The sequence below is a fragment of the Streptomyces sp. cf386 genome (assembly GCF_900103585.1).
Classification (GTDB): domain Bacteria; phylum Actinomycetota; class Actinomycetes; order Streptomycetales; family Streptomycetaceae; genus Streptomyces.
The window spans coordinates 77,446-96,481 of the sequence record NZ_FNHV01000018.1 but is presented as its reverse complement, the minus strand read 5'-3'; the positions used below and the strand labels follow the sequence as shown (position 1 = coordinate 96,481).

Annotated in this window: 15 protein-coding genes and 1 pseudogene; 4 read left to right on the top strand and 12 right to left on the bottom strand. The window is 71.2% G+C overall.

Features of this window, described 5'->3' with window-relative positions; translation table 11 throughout:
* Window positions 1–4 precede the first annotated feature (4 nt).
* Window positions 5–1,318 (bottom strand): MFS transporter, encoded by a 1,314-nt coding sequence (locus BLU79_RS36250; protein WP_093910240.1) that lies wholly within the window; start codon window positions 1,316–1,318, stop codon window positions 5–7.
* Between the two features lie 218 nt (window positions 1,319–1,536).
* Here BLU79_RS36250 and BLU79_RS36245 point away from each other — a divergent pair.
* Window positions 1,537–4,212 (top strand): annotated as a pseudogene (locus BLU79_RS36245) (AAA family ATPase).
* 6 nt (window positions 4,213–4,218) lie between these two features.
* Here BLU79_RS36245 and BLU79_RS36240 read toward each other — a convergent pair.
* The 8 genes from BLU79_RS36240 to BLU79_RS36205 form a co-directional block, all read right to left on the bottom strand.
* A complete protein-coding gene (locus BLU79_RS36240; RefSeq protein ID WP_093910239.1) occupies window positions 4,219–5,010 on the bottom strand; it encodes an SDR family NAD(P)-dependent oxidoreductase in 792 nt (263 codons plus the stop codon).
* Window positions 5,011–5,074: 64 nt separating this feature from the next.
* Window positions 5,075–6,193: a bifunctional 3-oxoadipate enol-lactonase/4-carboxymuconolactone decarboxylase PcaDC gene (pcaD, locus tag BLU79_RS36235; RefSeq protein ID WP_093910238.1), complete on the bottom strand. Its 1,119-nt coding sequence runs from the start codon at window positions 6,191–6,193 to the stop codon at window positions 5,075–5,077.
* On the bottom strand, window positions 6,190–7,515 hold the full coding sequence (gene pcaB / locus BLU79_RS36230; RefSeq protein ID WP_093910237.1) for a 3-carboxy-cis,cis-muconate cycloisomerase: 1,326 nt from the start codon (window positions 7,513–7,515) through the stop codon (window positions 6,190–6,192). The genes pcaD and pcaB overlap by 4 nt, the downstream gene beginning before the upstream one ends.
* Entirely contained in the window at window positions 7,512–8,117 is a 606-nt protein-coding gene (pcaG, locus tag BLU79_RS36225; RefSeq protein WP_093910236.1) for a protocatechuate 3,4-dioxygenase subunit alpha, read from the bottom strand. Before pcaG ends, pcaB begins: the two co-directional genes overlap by 4 nt.
* 6 nt (window positions 8,118–8,123) lie before the next feature.
* The gene (pcaH, locus tag BLU79_RS36220; protein ID WP_093910235.1) at window positions 8,124–8,897 is read right to left on the bottom strand and encodes a protocatechuate 3,4-dioxygenase subunit beta; all 774 of its coding nucleotides are present in this window, start codon (window positions 8,895–8,897) and stop codon (window positions 8,124–8,126) included.
* Between the two features lie 35 nt (window positions 8,898–8,932).
* Complete coding sequence (locus BLU79_RS36215; RefSeq protein ID WP_093910234.1) at window positions 8,933–10,135, bottom strand: thiolase family protein; 1,203 nt, start codon at window positions 10,133–10,135, stop codon at window positions 8,933–8,935.
* Window positions 10,132–10,776: a CoA transferase subunit B gene (locus BLU79_RS36210; RefSeq protein WP_093910233.1), complete on the bottom strand. Its 645-nt coding sequence runs from the start codon at window positions 10,774–10,776 to the stop codon at window positions 10,132–10,134. The genes BLU79_RS36215 and BLU79_RS36210 overlap by 4 nt, the downstream gene beginning before the upstream one ends.
* Window positions 10,776–11,531 carry a CoA transferase subunit A gene (locus BLU79_RS36205; protein WP_093910232.1) on the bottom strand — a complete coding sequence of 252 codons (756 nt, stop codon included), beginning with the start codon at window positions 11,529–11,531 and terminating at the stop codon, window positions 10,776–10,778. Before BLU79_RS36205 ends, BLU79_RS36210 begins: the two co-directional genes overlap by 1 nt.
* Before the next feature lie 211 nt (window positions 11,532–11,742).
* On the opposite strand from BLU79_RS36205, the gene BLU79_RS36200 reads away from it, so the two are divergent.
* Window positions 11,743–12,207, top strand: a complete 465-nt coding sequence (locus BLU79_RS36200; RefSeq protein ID WP_093910231.1) for a MarR family winged helix-turn-helix transcriptional regulator — start codon at window positions 11,743–11,745, stop codon at window positions 12,205–12,207.
* A gap of 12 nt (window positions 12,208–12,219) precedes the next feature.
* Here the strand turns inward: BLU79_RS36200 and BLU79_RS36195 are convergent, their stop codons facing one another.
* Window positions 12,220–13,212, bottom strand: coding sequence for a DUF3048 domain-containing protein (locus BLU79_RS36195; protein WP_093910324.1), 993 nt, complete (start codon window positions 13,210–13,212; stop codon window positions 12,220–12,222).
* Window positions 13,213–13,441: 229 nt separating this feature from the next.
* On the opposite strand from BLU79_RS36195, the gene BLU79_RS36190 reads away from it, so the two are divergent.
* On the top strand, window positions 13,442–14,632 hold the full coding sequence (locus tag BLU79_RS36190) for a zinc-dependent alcohol dehydrogenase (RefSeq protein WP_093910230.1): 1,191 nt from the start codon (window positions 13,442–13,444) through the stop codon (window positions 14,630–14,632).
* A gap of 58 nt (window positions 14,633–14,690) precedes the next feature.
* Here BLU79_RS36190 and BLU79_RS36185 read toward each other — a convergent pair whose 3' ends face one another.
* A complete protein-coding gene (locus tag BLU79_RS36185; protein ID WP_093910229.1) occupies window positions 14,691–15,761 on the bottom strand; it encodes an ATP-dependent DNA ligase in 1,071 nt (356 codons plus the stop codon).
* Between the two features lie 74 nt (window positions 15,762–15,835).
* Between BLU79_RS36185 and ligD the strand changes: the two genes are divergently transcribed.
* Window positions 15,836–16,861, top strand: a complete 1,026-nt coding sequence (gene ligD, locus BLU79_RS36180) for a non-homologous end-joining DNA ligase (protein ID WP_093910228.1) — start codon at window positions 15,836–15,838, stop codon at window positions 16,859–16,861.
* On the opposite strand, the gene BLU79_RS36175 is transcribed toward ligD, so the two are convergent.
* Window positions 16,848–19,004 (bottom strand): OmpL47-type beta-barrel domain-containing protein, encoded by a 2,157-nt coding sequence (locus BLU79_RS36175; RefSeq protein ID WP_093910323.1) that lies wholly within the window; start codon window positions 19,002–19,004, stop codon window positions 16,848–16,850. The two genes, ligD and BLU79_RS36175, sit on opposite strands and share 14 nt — an antisense overlap.
* Between the last annotated feature and the right edge of the window lie 32 nt (window positions 19,005–19,036).

Genomic DNA, 19,036 nt, shown 5'->3' with positions numbered 1-19,036 from the left:
CCGCTCACCTCGCCTTCCCTTTCGGTGCCCTGCCCCGCGCCTTCGGTGCCTTGACCGGGGCCTTCGGGTTCCAGGACAGCGCGAGAACGCTCACCGCGCAGGTCGCGGCAGCGTAGTACGCGGGGATGTCCACGCTCCCGGTCCGTTCGATCGTCTCCGTGATGATGAGCCCGGCGCAGCCCGAGAACACCGCATTGGACAGGGCGTAGGCGAGTCCCAGCCCCGTGTAGCGCACGTTCGTCGGGAACAGCTCGGCGAGCATCGCCGGACCGGGTCCCGCCATCAGCCCCACGACGGCACCCGCGCCGCACACCGCCACTCCCTTCACGGTGAGGGAAACGCCGGGGTCCTGGAGAAGGTTGAGCAACGGCACCGCGAGGATCACCACGAGCACCGCCCCCGTCAGCATCACCGGCCGCCGCCCGAACCGGTCGCTGAGCCACCCCGCCGGCACGATCGTCAGCGCGAAACCGAGGTTGGCCAGCACCGTGGCGATCAGCGCCTGCTGGAAGGTCGCGTCCAGCGTGGACTGCAGATACGACGGCAGCACCACCAGGAAGGTGTAGCCGGCCGCTGCCCAGCCCATGATCCGCCCGGCGCCCAGCGCGATCGCCCCCGTGATCTCCCGCACCGGCGGCCGCTCGTCCTCCCTCTCCTCCCGGAACGCCGGCGTCTCGTCCAGCCTCAGCCGCAGCCACAGAGCGCCGAGCCCGAGGGGCAGCGTCAGCAGGAACGGCAGCCGCCAGCCCCAGTCGCCCAGTTGATCCTCCGTCAGCACGGTGGCAAGCAGCGCCGCCGCACCCGCGCCGCCCAGCAGCCCCAGCGCCACGGTGAACGACTGCCACGACCCGTACAGCCCGCGCCGACCCGGTGGCGCGAACTCGGTCATCACCGAGACCGCGCCACCGAACTCCCCGCCGGCGGAGAGCCCTTGCAGCACCCTCAGAAACGTCAGCAGCCAGGGCGCGAGGGCGCCGACCGTGGCGTACGTCGGCAGCACTCCGATCAGCGTGGTCGCCCCCGTCATCAGGGTGATCACCAGGATCAGCACCGGTCGTCGGCCGATCCGGTCGCCGAGGCGGCCGAACAGGGCCGCTCCGACGGGCCGGAAGAAGAACGCCAGCGCGAACGAGGCGTACGTCTTCACCAGCGCCTCGGCCTCGCTGCCGCCCTCCGGCGTGAAAAAGCGCGCCGCGATGATCGTCGCGAAGTAGCCGTAGACACCGAATTCGTACCACTCGATGAAGTTGCCCACCGATCCCGCGACCAGCGCCTTGCGGGAGCGGACCGTGCTGCGGTCATGCTGCGTCAGTGTCATTCCCGAGCCTTCTGACTGTCGGTCGGACTGCCCTTTGACTGGCGGTTCTTGACTGTCGGTAAGTTTCAGCGGGGCAGGTCGCGGGCCATGCGCGTCGCCCGTGCGCACCCGCTTTCACCCATCACGGCAACAGCTGCCCGGACCGGGCTCCACTTAGGCAATCGGACGGCTACGCTCAAGGTCTGTACGTCGTTCGGGCGACTTGGGGAGGTAGCGGGATGACGGAGGTACGGCCCACAGCGGCCGCCTCGGCTTCCCTCTGGGAGCGCGACGAGGAACTCGCCGCAGTCGAGCGGGCCCTCGACAATCTGTCCGCGGACAAGTCCTCCTCGGGCAGCCTTCTGGTGCTGCGGGCCGAAGCGGGACTCGGCAAGACGGCACTGCTGGCCGAGACCCGCCGCATCGCCGAGGCCCGCGGCTGCATGGTGTGGTCCGCGCGCGGCAGCGAGACCCTGAGTTCCGTCCCCTTCAACGTGGTACGGCAGCTGCTGCAGCCGGCGCTGCTGTCGCTGATGCCGGAAGAGGCGCGCGAGTACCTCGGCGACTGGTACGACATCGCCGGACCCGCCCTCGGCATAGCGGACCCCGGCGAGCGCCAGGCCGACCCGCAGGGCGTGTGCGACGGCCTGGTGGCGGTCGTACGCCGGCTCGCCCGGCGCGACTGGCCGCTGGTGCTGCTGATCGACGACGCCCACTGGGCCGACCAGGAGACCCTGCGCTGGCTCGCCGCGTTCGCCGAACGCCTCGGCGAACAGAGCGTCATGGTCGTGATGGCCCGCCGCCCCGGCGGGGTCAGCGGCGACAGCGCCCGCCACCTCGACACCATCGCCGCCGCGGGCTCCTCGGTCGCCAACCTGAGCGCCCTCACCCCGGACGCCACCGCCGGCCTCACCCGCGCCACGCTGGGCGAGCACGCCGACGCCCCGTTCTGCCGCGAGGTGTGGGCCGTCACCGGCGGCAACCCCTACGAGACCGTCGAACTCCTCGCCAAGGTGCAGGACAGCGAGTTCGAGCCGACCGAGTCAGCGGCCGGCGAACTGCGCGCCCTGAACCGCGCGGCACGCGGCGGCGGCCTCGTCGCCCGCCTGGAGACGCTCGGGATCGACGCCACCCGGTTCGCCTGGGCGGCCGCCATCCTCGGCACCGGCATCTCGGTCGACCTGGTCGCCGAACTCGCCACCATGAGCGTGGACGACGCCGAGCGATGCGCCGACCTCCTGCGCACCGCCCGCATCCTCACCGAGCCCGACCCGGCCGGCGCCCAACCGGACGACGGCGAGCTGCAGTTCGTCCACCCGCTGATCGCCACCGCCGTCTACAACTCCATCCCCGACGCCCTGCGCACCGCCATGCACGGCATCGCCGCGCGCGTCGTCACCGACAACGGCCGCGGAGCCGCGGTCGCCGCCCGCCACCTCCTGGAAGTCCACCCGGACAACGACGAGGAACTCGTCGAGCAGCTCCGCGAGGCCGCGAGCGAACACCTCGCCGTCGGCGCCCCCGACGCGGCCCGCCGCTGTCTGGAGCGAGCCCTGCTGGAGCCGCCCCTGCCCGAGGTCCACGCGCGCGTGCTCCACGAACTGGGCTGCGCCACCCTCCTCACCGCGCCCGCCACCACCATCGACCACCTCCAGACCGCCCTCGCCATGCCCGGCCTCGACGGCGACGAACGCGTCGACGCCGTCTACCGCCTCTCCCAGGCGCTGCTCCACAACGACCAGCTGGAGGAGGCCGTCCGCACCGTCGAGGCGGAGGCCGCCAAGCACCAGGCCGGACCCGCCAAACTGCGGCTCCAGGCGGTGCAGTTCATGTGGGAGGGCATCTACGCGGGCGAGGCGACCTCACCCGGCCGCTCCACCCGCCTCGCCGACCTCGCCAAGACCTGCTCCGGACGGGACAACTCCGAGCGCGCCCTGCTCATCCTGCGCGGCTTCGACGCCATGGCCCGCGGCGAGAACGCCGAGGAGGTCGCCTAACTGTGCGACCGCGCCCTTGTCAACGGCCGCCTCGCCCCGGGACTCGGCTGGACCGACCCGGAGTGGGGCATCGAGCTGCTGATGATGCTGGCCAACGCCTACGCCTTCAGCGACCGCCTCGACCGGGCCGAGGCCCTCTACAACGAGGCCCTGCGCGCCTACGAGTCCGCCGGCTGGAGCGGCGGCCACCTCGCCCTGGCCCACGCCTACGTCGGCGTAGGCCACCGCAGGCGCGGTCGGCTCCGCGAGGCCGAGGCGTCCCTGCGCAAGTCGCTGGCGCTCGCCGAGCGCGTCGGCCGCCGACTGCCCCTGCACTGGTCCGCGACCTGCAACCTCGTCGACACCCTGCTCGCCCGCGGCCATGTCGACCAGGCCTGGGAGGTCGCCGAGGAGCACGGCTTCGCCCCGCCCTACCCGTCCACCATCGTCCTGCCCGACCCGCGCTCGGTCCGTGGCCGTCTGCTCCTCGCGGTCGGCCGCACCAAGGACGGCATCAACGAACTGGAGGCGGCGGAGAAGGCGGCTGCCGTGCGCGGCCACCACAACCCGGTGCTGGTGCCCTGGGCCGTCGACCTGACACGCGCCCTCGCCGGCGAGGACCCGGCCCGCGCAGCCCGCCTCGCCACCGACGTCCGCCGGCACGCCGAGCGCTTCGGCACCGACACCGCCATCGGCGAGGCCCTGCGCTGCGCCGCCGCCCTGGAGACCGGGCAGCGCGCGGTCCGCCTCGCCGAACAGGCGGTCACCTATCTGGAGTCCTCGCCCTGCCAGTACGAACACGCCGCCGCCCGCGTCGAGTACGGCCTCGCCGCCCGCTCGTCCACGGAACTCCAGCGGGGACTGACCCTGGCGCGGTCGTGCGGTGCGGACGGGCTGGTGCTGCAGGCGGAGGCGGCACTGGCCGCGGGCGTGGTCTGAGGCGGGTCAGAGAGCGAGCAGCTGGTCGGTGACCGCGGCCAGCCGCTTGCGTACCTCGGGGTCGTACGTCGCCTCGTGTGCCCGGGACGGGCTCGTACCGTCGAAGTACGTGCCCGTGCCCAGGTCCCGGGTCGCCAGAGCCAGGACGCCCGGGGCGCCGTCGGCGACCGTGCTCCAGGGGGTGACGCCGCCTTCGCGCACCATCGCCGTGTCCATGAAGGTCGCCGGGTGGAGCACGTTCACGGCGACACCGGTGCCCGCCAACTCCTCGGCCAGGGCAAAGGTATGGGCCGCCAGGGCGAACTTGGCCCGTCGGTACGCCGCGAAGCCGTCGTAGCCGCGTCGGAACTCCACGTCGTCGAAGTCGAGGGGTTCCTGGCCGGCCGAGCCGACGTTGACGATCCGGGCGGGCGTGTTCGCGCGCAGCACCGGGAGCAGGGCACGGGTCAGTACCACGGGAGCCAAGTAGTTGACGGCGAGCCGCAGTTCGTGTCCGTCGGCGCTCAGTTCGCGCCCCGCGCCGGGGGTGCCCGCTCCCGCGCCCGCGTTGTTGATCAGCACGTCCAGGTCGGGATGCGCGTCGGCGACATGCGCGCCCAGCTCGCGCACCTGCGTCAGCGAGGCCAGATCGGCGACGAACCCCTCGGCGTCACCCTCGGTGCGCAGCTCCTCGACCAGCTGCTCCGTACGGCCCGGGTCGCGTCCGTGTGCGAGGACGACGTGCCCGGAGCGGACCAGCTCGAAGGCTACGTACCGGCCGAGACCGGAGGTCGCACCAGTGATGAGAATCGTGGACATGCCTCCACGGTAGGCACGTCGCGGAGACATGTGCGAGGTGCTGCTGAGGCTACGACCAGCAGAGTCACCCTTCCTCTTCGGCGAGGACGCGCTGCGCCGCCGCGAACGCCGAGTTCGCCGCCGGAACCCCGCAGTACACGGCCGTCTGCAGCAGTACGGCGCCGATCTCCTCCGGTGTCAGTCCGTTGCGCCGTGCCGCGCGCACGTGCATGGCCAGCTCGTCGTAGTGACCGTGCGCGACCAGCGCCGTCAGGGTGATCATGCTGCGCTCGCGGCGGGTCAGCGTCGGGTCGGTCCAGATCTCGCCCCAGGCGTAGCGCGAGATGAAGTCCTGGAAGCGTGCGGTGAAGGGGGTCTGCCGGGCCTGCGCCCGGTCGACGTGCGCGTCGCCGAGCACCTCGCGCCGTACCTCCATGCCCCGCCCGGCTCCACCCCCGAGGTGTGCCCGCAGGGCGGTCAGCACGGCCTCCGGACACTGTGCCGGCGCCAGATGCGAGGCCCCCGGGATCTCGACGAGCGCGGCACCCGGCACGGCGTCCGCGATCTCCCGCAGATGCGCGGGCGGGGTCGCGGGGTCCTCGCGTCCGGCGATCAGCAGGGTGGGCGAGGAGATCTCCGGCAGCCGCTCCCGCAGGTCGAAGGCGGCGAGCGCGTCACAGCAGGCGGCGTACGCGGCCGGATCGGCGTCCCGGTGGTCCTGGACCAGCTCCGGCACGGTGAACCCGGGCGTGAACCAGCGGGCGTCCGCACCCTCGGCGAGCCCCGACAGCCCCTCGCGCCGCACCAGCGCGGCCCGCTCCTCCCACGGCTTCGCACCGTTGAAGTGCGCCGACGAACAGATCACGGCCAGGGACGCGACCCGCTCCGGGTGGTGCACGGCGAGATGCAGCCCCACCGCACCGCCGAGCGAGACACCCGCGTACGCGAACCGCTCGATGCCGAGCGAGTCGGCGAGCGCGAGCACCAGAGCGGCGAGGTCACCGACGGTGGCGCCCGCCCTGATCAGATCGGCGGCGGATCCGCCGTGCCCCGGCAGGTCCCAGCGCACCACCCGATGGGTGATCGACAGCTCCGGTGCGACCTTGTCCCAGAGGGCGTACGACGTGCCGAGCGAGGGGCCGAGCAGCAGCGGGGGAGCGGAAGCGGGCCCTTCGGTCCGGTGGTTGAGGTGTGTGTGGGTCAACGTCGCTCCAGAGCACGGTCGGTGAGGGAACCGGCGGAACCGGTGTAGTGGGTGGGATCGAGATCGACGTCCGCCAGGTCGGGTACCTCGGCGAGCGGGCGCCCAGTGGACGCGAGCCGGGTGAGCAGCTCCTTGGCGCGGGCCCGGCCCAGCACCGGGGCCAGCTCGGCGGACAGCCGCTCGGAGACGATCAACCCGTGGGTGAGATCCAGATGTTCACGCATCACGTCGGCCCTCACCCGCAGCCCCTCGGCCAGCTCCACCGCGTCCCGCGCGGCCCCGCCGACCAGCCGCAGCAGCTCCCGCAGCGGCTCCCACTCGGCGTGCCATGCCCCGGCCGGCCGCTCGTCCTCCGCGGCCAGCGACCCGTACAGCGTGGCCGCGAGCTGCGGCGCCCGCCGGGCGGCGGACGCGATGAGGGTGGACCATACGGGATTGGACTTGTGCGGCATGGCCGACGAACCCCCGCCACTGCCCTCCGCGACCTCGGCGATCTCGGTGCGGGACAAGGTGAGGACGTCCACGGCGATCTTGCCGAGCGCGCCCGCCGTGAGTGCGAGGCACCCGGCGAGATCGGCGACGGGCGTCCGCAGGGTGTGCCAGGGCAGATCGGGCGCCCGAAGGCCGAGCTCGCGGGCGTACGCCGTCGGCAGTGCGGTCGGATCGCTCGCGCCGTACGCCCCGAAGGCCGCCAACGTCCCTGCCGCACCCCCGAGTTGGGCGGGCAGCGAGTCCCGTACGCCCGTCACCCGGTCCCGCGCGTCGAGCACCAGCGACCGCCAGCCGGCCGCCTTCAGCCCGAACGTCGTCGGTACGGCGTGCTGGGTGAGCGTCCGCCCCGGCATCGCGGTGTCGCGGTGCTCGGCGGCCAGCCGGGCCAGCGCCCCCTGCGTGCGGTCGAGATCGCCGAGGACCAGGCCGAGCGTGCGCACGGCGACCAGCATCGTCGCCGTGTCCATGATGTCCTGGCTGGTCGCGCCACGGTGGACGTAGGAGCCGTACGCGTCACCGACCGCCTTCGTCAGATCCGCGACCAGGGGGATGACCGGGTTGCCGCCGGCACGGGCCCGCTCGGCGAGGGAGCGTACGTCGAATCGGCCGGCGTCCGCCGCCTCCGTCACCGCCGACGCCGCCTCGGCCGGGGCGAGGTCCAGGGCGGCCTGGGCCCGGGTGAGCGCGGCCTCCGCGTCGAGCAGGGCCTGGAGGTAGGCCGTGTCGCCGGTCGCGTGAGCGGCGGGGGAGCCTGCCCACCCGGGGGCGAGCAGGCCGGTGTCGTCGGAATCGACTGGGGGCACCTCCCGCCCGGAGGGTGGGGGAGTCACCGGAACTCCAGGAAGACCGTCTCGCCTTCGCCCTGAAGGCGGATGTCGAAACGGTAGGTGCCATCGCCCCGGTCCTCGGCGATCAGCGTGTCGCGGCGCGCCCCGTCCAGCCGGGCGAGCAGCGGGTCGGCGGCCAGCACCGCGTCGTCGCCCGGCAGATAGATCCGGGTGAACAGGTGCACCAGCAGCCCGCGCGCGAACACGCACACACTGATGTACGGCGCACTCTGCCCGCGCGCCCCCGGCCGCAACGTCCGTGCGGTCCAATGGCCGTTGGCGTCCGTCTGGATCCGCCCCCAGCCGGTGAACTCCACGCCGTTGCGGCCCAGGAAGCCGCCGCTCGCCGGGTCGCGCCGCATCGAGCCGTCGACCTGCGGGACATGGCCGTCCGGGTCGGCGCCCCACAGCTCCACGAAGGCGTCCGGGAGCGGATTGCCCTCGCCGTCGAGGATGTACCCCTGGAGCGCGATCGTGTCAGGGTGGCCGACGGGCGCGATGTCGCCGCCGCCGGGGAAGGGCAGGGCGTGGCCGTAGAAGGGGCCGACGGTGTGCGACGGAGTGGGGAGCACCGTCTCCGGACGGCTCGTGTCGATCTTCGTCATCGCAGGTCAGCGCCCTTCTTCGATCCAGGTGGCATGCGGGCCGTCGAGCACGATGTCCCAGTGGTAGCCCATGGAGAACTCCGGCACCGACAGGCTGTGGTCATACGTGGCGACCAGCCGCTGCCGGGCCGCGTCGTCCGTTACCGACTGGATGATCGGGTCGTACGGGAACAGCGGATCGCTCGGGAAGTACATCTGTGTCACCAGCCGCTGCGTGAACGCCGAACCGAAGAGCGAGAAGTGGATGTGGGCCGGCCGCCAGGCGTTGACGTGCTGGCGCCACGGGTACGGGCCCGGCTGGACGGTGGTGAAGCGGTAGAAGCCGCTGTCGTCCGTCAGCGTCCGGCCGACGCCCGTGAAGTGCGGGTCCAGCGGGGCGTCGTGCTGCTCACGCTGGTGCGCGTAGCGGCCCGCCGAGTTCGCCTGCCAGATCTCGACGAGCTGCCCACGGATCGGGCGCCCGTCGCGATCGAGGAGCCGGCCCTCGACAGTGATCCGCTCACCGATCGGCTCACCGTTGTGCTGCCGGGTGAGGTCGTTGTCGATCTCGGTGATGTCCCGCTCCCCGAACGCGGGGGCGGACAGCTCCACCAGCTCCGGGTCTTTGGTGACGTCGATCGAGATCGGCGGCTGCTTGGGGTGACGCAGGACCGAGGAACGGTACGGGGCGTAGTCGCGGCGCGGCTGGTGCTCGACGGGGGCGCCGTCGGCGACACGCTTCTCATAGGCGGCGTGTTCAGCGGCGATTTCCTGGTCGATGTCGTGTTGCGTGAGAGTCATTGGGGTTTCCTCGGGGGTTCTTGGCGTTCGAGGAGTCAGCGTTCGAGGACGAGGGCGAGTCCTTGGCCGACGCCGATGCAGAGGGTGGCGACGCCGATGCCGCTGCCCTTGCGGGCGAGTTGGTGGGCGACGGTGCCGGCGAGGCGGGCACCGGAGGCGCCCAGCGGGTGGCCGAGGGCGATGGCGCCGCCCTGCGGGTTGAGGATGGCCGGGTCGAACTCGGGCCACTCGGCGACGCAGCCCAGCACCTGGGCGGCGAAGGCCTCGTTCAGCTCCAGGACGGACAGGTCGCCGAACTGTTTGCCTGCCTTGGCCAGGGCACGCGTGACCGCTTCGACGGGGGCGAGGCCGAAGTAGTGCGGGTCGAGCGCGGAGACGCCGGTGGCGGAGATCCGGGCGAGGGGCTCGCGGCCGGTGGCCTTCAGGCCCTCCTCGTCGGTGAGGAGCAGGGCGGCGGCGCCGTCGTTGAGGGGGGAGGCGTTGCCCGCGGTGACGGTGCCGTTCTCCGTGCGGAACGAGGGCTTGAGCCTGGCCATCGCCTCCAGCGACGCATCGGGCCGTACGGATTCGTCGGCGCCGAAGACGACCGGGTCGCCCTTGCGCTGCGGGATGCTCACCGGCGCCAGCTCGGCGTCGAACAGACCGGCCTGTTGGGCGCGCGCGGCCTTCTGGTGACTGGCGAGAGCGAACTCGTCCTGCTGCTCACGGCTGATCTTGTGTTTGTCGGCGATGAGTTCGGCCGACTCGCCGAGCGGGATGGTCCACTGCGGGTCCATCTTCGGGTTGACCATGCGCCAGCCCAGGGTGGTGGAGTACAGGTCGGCGTGTCCGGCCGGGAACGGCTTGTCCGACTTGGGCAGCACGTATGGGGCGCGGGTCATCGACTCCACCCCGCCGGCCACGGCGATGGAGGCGTCACCGACCGCGATGGCACGGGCCGCCTGGATGACCGCCTCCAGCCCCGACGCGCACAGCCGGTTGACACTCACGCCCGGCACGCTGGTGGGCAGGCCGGCCAGCAGCGCGGCCATCCGGGCCACGTTGCGGTTCTCCTCACCCGCGCCGTTGGCGTTGCCGACGTACACGTCCTCGATCCGCGACGGATCCAAGTCGGGGGTGCGGGCGAGGAGTTCACGGATGGCGTGCGCGGCCAGATCGTCCGGGCGGACGGAGGCGAGGGCGCCGTTGTAGCGGCCGACCGGCGTGCGGACCGCATCGACAAGGTAGACGGTGTTCACAGCAGTGCCTCCGCGACGGTCAGCTTGGCGTCGGTCTTGCCGATGATCTCGTCGACGGCGACGCCGGGCGCGGTCTCGACGAGGACGAGCCCGTCGTCGGTGACGTCGAGGACGCCGAGGTCGGTGATGATCCGGTTCACACACGCCTTGCCGGTCAGCGGCAGCGCACACTCCGCGAGGATCTTCGCCGAACCGTCCTTCGCGGTGTGCGTCATCACCACGATGACCGTGCGGGCCCCGTGCACCAGGTCCATCGCCCCACCGATCCCGGTGATCATCTTCCCGGGGATCGCCCAGTTGGCCAGATCACCGCTCTCGGACACCTGCATGGCGCCGAGCACGGCGACATCGATGTGCCCGCCCCGAATCATCGAGAACGACAACGCCGAGTCGAAGAAGGACGCCCCCGGCAGCACCGTCACGGTCTCCTTGCCGGCATTGATCAGATCCGGATCGACCTCATCCTCGCCAGGGTAGGGGCCGGTGCCCAGGATGCCGTTCTCCGACTCCAGGATCACCTCGACGCCGGGCGGAAGATAGTTGGGGATCAGGGTCGGCAGACCGATGCCGAGATTCACGTACTGGCCGTCCTGGAGCTCGCGCGCGGCGCGGGCGGCCATTTCCTCGCGTGTCCAGGCCATCAGTTGCTCACCGTCCGCTTCTCGATCCGCTTGTCCCCGGCCTGATCCGCGGTGAGGGCGACCACGCGCTGCACGAAGATCCCCGGCAGATGCACCGCGTCCGGTTCGATCTCGCCGGGCTCGACGAGCTCCTCCACCTCGGCGATCGTGATCCGCCCGGCCATCGCGGCCAGCGGATTGAAGTTCCGCGACGACTTGTTGAACACCAGGTTCCCGTGCCGGTCCCCTTTCGCCGCTCGCACCAGCGCGAAATCCGTACGGATACCCCGCTCCAGCACATACTCGGCCCCGTCGAACTCCCGCACCTCCTTCGGCGGCGAGGCCAGCGCCACCCCACCCTCCCCGTCGTAACGCCAGGGCAGCCCGCCGTCGGCGACCTGCGTACCCACCCCGGCCGGCGTGAAGAACGCGGGAATACCCGCACCACCGGCCCGCAACCGCTCCGCCAGCGTGCCCTGCGGGATCATCTCCACCTCCAGCTCACCCGCCAGATACTGACGGGCGAACTCCTTGTTCCCCCCGATATAGGAACCCGTCACCCGGACGATCCGCCCCGCCGCCAGCAACACCGCCAGCCCGGACTCCATCGCCCCGCAGTTGTTGGACACCACCGACAGCCCCGAGACCCCGCGCTCGAACAACGCCTGGATCAACACATTCGGCACACCACTCAGCCCGAAACCACCCACCGCCAGCGACGCACCGTCACCCACATCGGCCACCGCCTCCAGCGCCGTGGCGACCACCTTGTCCATCCGAGAAGCCCCATCTCTTCCGAGCTCCCAGCACCCGGATTAGTCAGGGCACTGATTATTTCTTCGAGGTTCTCCTTCACGCTGCCACTGGAGCGGGAAGTCCGTCAAGACCTCGGTAAATGCAGTATCAGCAGAGCGCGTGCAGCGCAGACAGTCGCGCCACGGCCAGGTATTGTTCAGTGCACCGACGAATCCGACCAGGGGAGCGCGCATGGCCGCCGTGGACCTCACCACCCACCCCGGGCATCTGGCCCGGCGGCTCCAGCAGGCGCACTACCTGCTGTGGAACACGATGGTCTCCGAGGAGATCACCTCGCCCCAGTTCGCCGTGCTCAACACGCTCGTCGCCGAGCCGGGCCTGGACCAGCGGACCGTAGGGGAGCGGGTGGGGCTCGACCGGTCCACCATCGCCGAGGTGATCAGCCGGCTCGGCCGCCGCGGGCTCCTCGACAAGGTGCGCGACCCCCAGGACGGCCGCCGTTTCCTGCTGCGGCTCACGGACGAGGGGCTGCGCACGCACAAGAAGCTGACCGTTCGCACGGCCCGGATGAACCAGGTGTTCCTGGCCCCGCTCTCCGGCGAGGAGCAGGCCCTGTTCTTCGACCTGATCCGTCGGGTCGCGGACGCGGCCGAGGGACTCCGCAATCCGGCGGAACCCCTCGTCGCACAGCCCTGACCCTCGGGCCGGTCAGGGCGCCGTCGCGAACACCACCCACACCTGTCCGTGCTGGAAGTTCATCGGCTTGCCGTCGCGGGTCGTGAACGTCGTGCCGTCCGTGGCCGTCGGGCGCTCCCACCGCACGTCGTCGTAGGCGCGTCCGTCGCGCAGCACCGACGCCGTCCCTGAGCCCACCGTCTCGGTGTACGGCGTGTGGTTGCCGAGGGAGTCGTGGAACTCGGACTTGTGCACCTTCACGTACTGGACGATCACCGTCCCGGCCGTCATCGGCTTCCCGTCCGACGTCGCGGCGGCCTTGCCGTCCATGGCGACCAGCCAGCGGTCCTGGCTCCTGGACCAGGTGAACGTGTACTGGGCCGCCTCGAAGCGCACCGTCCGGGAGGTCTCGGGCTTGCCGCCCTCGGGGGCGGCGCCGAAGCGGAAGCCGGTCGTCAGGACGTCTGTGCCCGGCGCCGACGGCATCAGCCGGGCGGGCCGCAGGTAGAGGTTGTGCGGCGAGCGTTTGTACGGGCTGCGGAAGTAGGCGTCGGAGGCCTTGCCGGGCGGCTCCGCCTGCAGCGGTGCCTTGTCGATCAGTGGCAGGAGCTTGCCCTGCGCCCCGGAGAAGGCGAGTGTCGGCCGGTCGAACTGACCCAGCAGCTCAAGGTCGGTCTCGCGGGCGCTGCGCACCGGCCCGATGACCTTCGGCAGCTTCTGCGCGTACACCGCCATCAGCCGGCTCAGCCCGGCCTCGACCTGCTCGACGTACACGATGTCCGCCTCGTTCAGGCCCGTGTGGGGTCGCGCGGCGCGGACGTTGTCGATCTTCACGGCGAGCACCGACCCATGGGCCTGCCGGCTTCCGCTCCCGCTCGGCGCCGGTGACTGCCCCTGGCCGCGCCCGTCGTCGCGTGGGTCGTCGGACGTCGTGCAGCCGGCCGCCAGGGAAGCGGCCAGTACGGCGGCCAGCAGCGCCGTCGTCCTGGCGCGTCTTGTGCGTGTCGCTCGTTGCCCGACCCTCATGGTCACCCGCCACCACCCGCCCAGTCCGTCTCGTCAATTGTGTGCTTATCGGTTTATTGGTGCCCACATTCGATTGCTTTCGACCGCCTTGTTCACTCCGTCGGTCGACCCTGGTTCGGGTGGCCGGTCGGTGGATTCGGCCGGTTGGTGTATGCGGCGTGGACCGCCGGGGTACCCGGCGGCCACCACAAGTGCGGACGCGCACGAGTGACGGAGGGAGCGCGCGGCGATGAAGGCTGTGACCTGGCAGGGAAAGCGCGAGGTGCGCGTGGAGGACGTGCCGGATCCGCGGATCCAGGAGCCGACGGACGCGGTCATCCGCATCACGTCCAGCGGGCTGTGCGGCTCCGACCTGCATCTTTACGAGGTGCTCACCCCGTTCATGACCCCGGGCGACATCCTCGGCCACGAGCCGATCGGCATCGTCGAGGAGGTCGGTGCCGGGGTGCCGGACCTGCAGGCGGGCGACCGGGTCGTCGTGCCGTTCCAGATCGCCTGCGGCAACTGCTGGATGTGCCTGACCGGGCTGCCGACCCAGTGCGAGACCACCCAGGTCACCGGCGAGGGGATGGGCGCCGCCCTCTTCGGCTACACCCGCCTGTACGGCTCGGTGCCGGGCGCCCAGGCGGAGTACCTGCGGGTCCCGCAGGCGCAGTTCGGTCCGATCAAGATCCCGCAAGGGCCGCCGGACGACCGCTTCGTCTACCTCTCCGACGTCCTGCCCACCGCCTGGCAGGCGGTCAGCTACGCCGAGGTCCCGGAGGGCGGCAGCATCGCCGTGCTCGGACTCGGCCCCATCGGCGACATGGCCTGCCGGGTCGCCCAGGTGCGGGGCGCCGGGCGCGTGTTCGGCGTGGACCTGGTGCCCGAGCGGCTGCGGCGGGCGCGGGAGCGGGGTGTCGAGACGTACGACCTGAGGAGCTTCCACGACGAGAAGGAACTCGTTGCCGCGATCCGCGACGAGACCGACGGCCGCGGCCCCGACGCCGTGATCGACGCGGTCGGCACCGAGGCGCACGGCAGCGCCGCCGCCCGGCTGGCGCAGCAGGCCTCCGCGATGCTGCCGCGGAAGCTGGGCGGCCCGCTCGCCGAACGCTTCGGCGTCGACCGGCTCGCCGCGCTCAACACGGCCATCCACCTGGTCCGGCGCGGCGGCACGATCTCCCTGTCCGGCGTGTACGGCGGCACCGCGGACCCGCTGCCGATGGTCACCCTCTTCGACAAGCAGCTCCAGATCCGGATGGGCCAGGCCAACGTGCGCCGCTGGAGCGACGACATCCTGCCGTACCTGACGGACGAGGACCCCCTCGGCGTCGACGACTTCGCCACGCACCGCGTGCCGCTGAGCGATGCCCCACACGCGTACGAGATGTTCCAGCGCAAGCAGGAGGGCGCGATCAAGGTGCTGATGAAGCCCTGACGCCTGCTTCGTCTCGTCAGACCTGTCTCGTCAGACCTGTCTCGTCAGACCTGTCTCGTCAGGCCTGCGGCGCGAAGATCTCCGCCAGGTCGTAGCGCACCGGCTCCTCCAACTGCGCGTAGCTGCAGCTCTCGGGGGTGCGGTCCGGGCGCCAGCGGCGGAAGCGGGCCGTGTGCCGGAAGCGCACGCCGTTCTCCATGTGGTCGTACGCCACCTCGGCCACCCGTTCCGGTCTCAGCGGCACCCAGGACAGGTCCTTCTTGCCCGACCAGCGGCTCGGCGCGCCCGGCAGCCGGGCCGACTCGTGCGCCGCCTCCTCGGCCCAGGCCGCCCAGGGATGGCCCTCGGCATCCGCCATGCGCAGCGGCTCCAGCTCCTCGATCAGCTCCGCGCGCCGCTTCATCGAGAACGCGGCCGACACGCCCACATGCTGGAGGGTGCCCTGCTCGTCGTGCAGGCCGAGCAACAGGGAACCCACGACCGGTCCGCTCTTGTGCAGGCGGTAGCCCGCGACGACCACGTCCGCCGTCCGCTCGTGCTTGATCTTGAACATGGCGCGCTCGTCCGGGAGATAGCGCAGGGTCAGCGGCTTGGCGATCACCCCGTCCAGCCCGGCTCCCTCGTACTGCTCGAACCACCCCTGCGCCGTCTCGATGTCGGTCGTCGCCGGTGCCACATGCACCGGCTCCGTCACCCCGGACAACGCCATGGTGAGCAGCGCCCGCCGATCCGCCAGCGGGGTCTCCAGCAACGACTGGTCCGCCAGCGCCAGCAGGTCGAAGGCCACGAACGACGCAGGCGTCCGCTCGGCCAGCATCCGCACCCGGGAGTCGGCCGGGTGGATGCGCTCGGTGAGCGCGTCGAAGTCCAGCCGCCCCTCCCGCGCGATCACGATCTCCCCGTCCACCACACACCGCTGCGGCAACCGCGCCTTCAACCCCGCCGCCAGCTCGGGAAAGTACCTGGTCAGCGACTTGGTGGTACGGCTCCCCAGCTCGACCTCGTCCCCGTCACGGAACACGATCGCCCGGAACCCGTCCCACTTCGCCTCGTACTGCATGCCCGGCGGGATCTTCGCCACCGACTTGGCGAGCATCGGCTTCACGGGCGGCATCACCGGAAGGTCCATGGTCCGATTCTGCGCGCACAATGCAGCCGCCGCCCAGTGTGCGAGGGGTGGGCGGTGGGCCTACCGTGGCTCGCATGGGTGAAGCGGTGGAGCTGGAGGCGGGCGGCCGGAAGGTGCGCCTGTCCAGTCCCGGCAAGGTCTTCTTCCCGGAGCGGGGCTTCACCAAGCTGGACCTCGCCCAGTACTACATCGCCGTCGGCCCCGGCATCCTGCGCGCCCTGCGGGACCGCCCCACCACCCTGGAGCGCTACCCGGACGGCGTGACCGGCGAGAACTTCTTCCAGAAGCGGGCGCCCAAGAACATGCCCGACTGGATCCCCACCGCCCACATCACCTTCCCCAGCGGCCGCAGTGCCGACGAGATGTGCCCCACCGAGGAGGCCGCCGTCCTGTGGGCCGCCCAGTACGGCACGCTCACCTTCCACCCCTGGCCCGTCCGCCGCGACGACGTCGACCGCCCCGACGAACTCCGCATCGACCTCGATCCGCAGCCCGGCACCGACTTCGACGACGCCGTCCGCGCCGCCCATGAACTGCGCGCCGTCCTCGACGAGTTCGGCGGCCTGCGCGGCTGGCCCAAGACCTCCGGCGGCCGGGGCCTGCACGTGTTCGTGCCCATCGAGCCGCGCTGGACCTTCACCCAGGTCCGGCGGGCCGCCATCGCGGTCGGCCGGGAGCTGGAACGCCGGATGCCGGAGCAGGTGACGATCAAGTGGTGGAAGGAGGAGCGGGGCGAGCGCATCTTCGTCGACTACAACCAGACCGCCCGGGACCGGACCATCGCCTCGGCCTATTCCGTACGGCCCCGCCCGCACGCCCCGGTCTCCGCGCCCCTGCGCTGGGACGAGGTCGGCGTGGCCCACCCCCAGGACTTCGACATCGCGACCATGCCCGCGCGCTTCGCCGAACTGGGCGACGTGCACGCGGACATGGACGACCATCGCTTCTCGCTCGACGCGCTGCTGGAGCTGGCCAACAAGGACGAGCGCGACCACGGGCTCGGTGATCTGCCGTACCCGCCCGAGTATCCGAAGATGCCGGGAGAACCCAAGCGGGTACAGCCGAGCAGGGCCCGCAAAGAGGGACCTACAACTCCTTGATCCGGATGTCCCGGTACGAGACCACGTCCGTCGTGCCGTGCACCTGGAGCCCGATGTAACCGGAGGCGAACCTGCGCCCGTCCGTGCCCGGGTCGTCCGAGCGGGGCGGGACGAAGTCCTGGCCGCCGGTGTTGTCGAACTCGTTGATCAGCACGCCGTTGCGGTAGACCGAGTAGTGCTGGTCGACCACACGGATCTCGTAGTCGTTCCACGTGCCCTTCTGGGTGACGCCGGCACCGGCGAGCCCCACCCGGTCGAAGCCGTAGACCGAGCCGGTCTTGTACATGTCGCCGTCGGGACGGTCGAGCACCTGCACCTCGTGCCCGTACTTGATGGCGACCCACTCGGGCCGTGACTCCTCGGGGTGGTCGTGCACCCACGGGAACCTTACGAAGACGCCCGAGTTGGCGTTCCCGGTGCCCGGGGCGTCGTCACGCCACTGGAGCTTGAGCGAGAAGTCGCCGTACTTGCGCTCCGGGAACCACAGCATGCCGAGGCCGGGCTTGCTCGTGCCGCTGGTGATCGAGCCGTCGCCGTTCGGTGCGAACGAACCGCCGCCCACCTGCTGCCACTTGGCGAACGACGCCGCGCTGCCGTCGAGGATCGTGCGATAGCCCTCGGTCTGGCCGGGCTTGCCGATCCCGGACTGCCGGGCCGCCTTCCGGATGGCGTTGTACTCGCGCTCGTCGACGACCCCGTCCTTGAGGAGCTTGTCCAGGACCGTCGTCACATGCTTGAGGAACAGCGCGTGGGACGTCCACTCCTTCTCGTCCTCGATCAACTCGTTGATCCGGCACCGGCTGTTGGTGAGCCGGTTCGGGACACCTGAGTCGACCGTGCCGACGATCACCGTCAACCGTTCGTCGAACTCCGGGCAGTTGGGCGCGGGGACCTGACCGGACACGACGGTGAAGGTGACCGTGCGGGCCGCCGAGGTGTTGCCCGCCTTGTCCGTCGCCCGGTAGGCGAGGGTGTGGGTGCCCGCCCGGTCGACGACCACCGGGGCGCCGTACGCGAGGTACGGTCCGCCGTCGATCGAGTACTCGATCCGGTCGACTCCTGAGCCGTGGTGCTCGTCGGTCGCCGTGACGGTGACCTTGGCGTTGCCGACGTACGCCCCGGACGAGTTCTTCGTGCCCTCGACGGTCACACCGGTCACCGGCGCGGTCGTGTCCGGCTGGGGCGCCGCGACCACCGTGAACTGCACGTTCTTCTCGGCCGCGACGTTCCCCGCCTTGTCGGTGGCCCGGTAGCGCACCGTGTGGGCCCCGACCTGGTGCACCATCACCGGAGCGGTGTACGGCTGCCAGGCGCCGTCGCCGATCGCGTACTCGATGGTGTTGACGCCGGAACCGGTGTCGGAGGCGGAGGCGGTGACGGTCGCCATGTCGATGTACGTGCCGTCGGGGTTCTGCTCGCCGCTGACGGCCGCCGAGGTCTCCGGCGCCGTCGTGTCGTCGGTCGGCGGCGGGACCACCGTGAACGTGACGTTCTTCTCCGCCGAGACGTTCCCCGCCTTGTCGAGGGCCCGGTAACGGATCTTGTGGTCACCGACCTGGTCGACGACGACCGGGGTGGTGTACGGCTGCCAGGCGCCCGTGTCGCCGATCGCGTACTCGACGCGGTCGACCCCGGAGCCGCCCTCGTTGTCGGTGGCGTGGATCGCCACGCTCGCCGAACCGACGTACTGGCCCTGCGAGTTCTGCGTACCGCTGACGTGCGCCGAGGCCTCGGGCGCCGTCGTGTCCTCGCCGCTGCCCTCGGTCACCACCAGGATGCCCTGCATCTGCCCGTGGCCGGGGATCGTGCAGTAGTAGCGGTAGCGGCCGGGGGTGAGCGTGACCTCGGCCGTGTGCTTGCCGCCCTGGTCGTCGTTCGGGTTGGCGAGGATGTTGAGCTGGACGTCGTTGTTGAACTCGGGGTCGGATGTGTCGAACGTCAACGTGTGCGGCATTCCGGTGGTGTTGCCGGTCGCCGTGCTGTTCTCGAAGACGATCGTCGTCTGCCCGGCGACGGCCGTCACGGGCGCTGTCGTGTACTTGGTGATGTCGTCGCCCGCGGTCCAGTTGAGCACCTGCGCGGCGGACACGGTCGGTGCGTCGGGCTGTCCGGCGGCGACGGGCGCGGACTGCAGCCCCAGCATCACGAGCAGCACGGCCACCAGGGCCGTCCAGA

Coding starts and splice junctions, on each gene's coding strand:
- BLU79_RS36250 (WP_093910240.1), bottom strand. CDS start 1,318: ATGACACTGACGCAGCATGACCGCAGCACGGTCCGCTCCCGCAAGGCG.
- BLU79_RS36240 (WP_093910239.1), bottom strand. CDS start 5,010: ATGTCCACGATTCTCATCACTGGTGCGACCTCCGGTCTCGGCCGGTAC.
- pcaG (WP_093910236.1), bottom strand. CDS start 8,117: ATGACGAAGATCGACACGAGCCGTCCGGAGACGGTGCTCCCCACTCCG.
- pcaH (WP_093910235.1), bottom strand. CDS start 8,897: ATGACTCTCACGCAACACGACATCGACCAGGAAATCGCCGCTGAACAC.
- BLU79_RS36210 (WP_093910233.1), bottom strand. CDS start 10,776: ATGGCCTGGACACGCGAGGAAATGGCCGCCCGCGCCGCGCGCGAGCTC.
- BLU79_RS36205 (WP_093910232.1), bottom strand. CDS start 11,531: ATGGACAAGGTGGTCGCCACGGCGCTGGAGGCGGTGGCCGATGTGGGT.
- BLU79_RS36200 (WP_093910231.1), top strand. CDS start 11,743: ATGGCCGCCGTGGACCTCACCACCCACCCCGGGCATCTGGCCCGGCGG.
- BLU79_RS36195 (WP_093910324.1), bottom strand. CDS start 13,212: ATGAGGGTCGGGCAACGAGCGACACGCACAAGACGCGCCAGGACGACG.
- BLU79_RS36190 (WP_093910230.1), top strand. CDS start 13,442: ATGAAGGCTGTGACCTGGCAGGGAAAGCGCGAGGTGCGCGTGGAGGAC.
- BLU79_RS36185 (WP_093910229.1), bottom strand. CDS start 15,761: ATGGACCTTCCGGTGATGCCGCCCGTGAAGCCGATGCTCGCCAAGTCG.
- ligD (WP_093910228.1), top strand. CDS start 15,836: ATGGGTGAAGCGGTGGAGCTGGAGGCGGGCGGCCGGAAGGTGCGCCTG.
- BLU79_RS36175 (WP_093910323.1), bottom strand. CDS start 19,004: ATGCTGGGGCTGCAGTCCGCGCCCGTCGCCGCCGGACAGCCCGACGCA.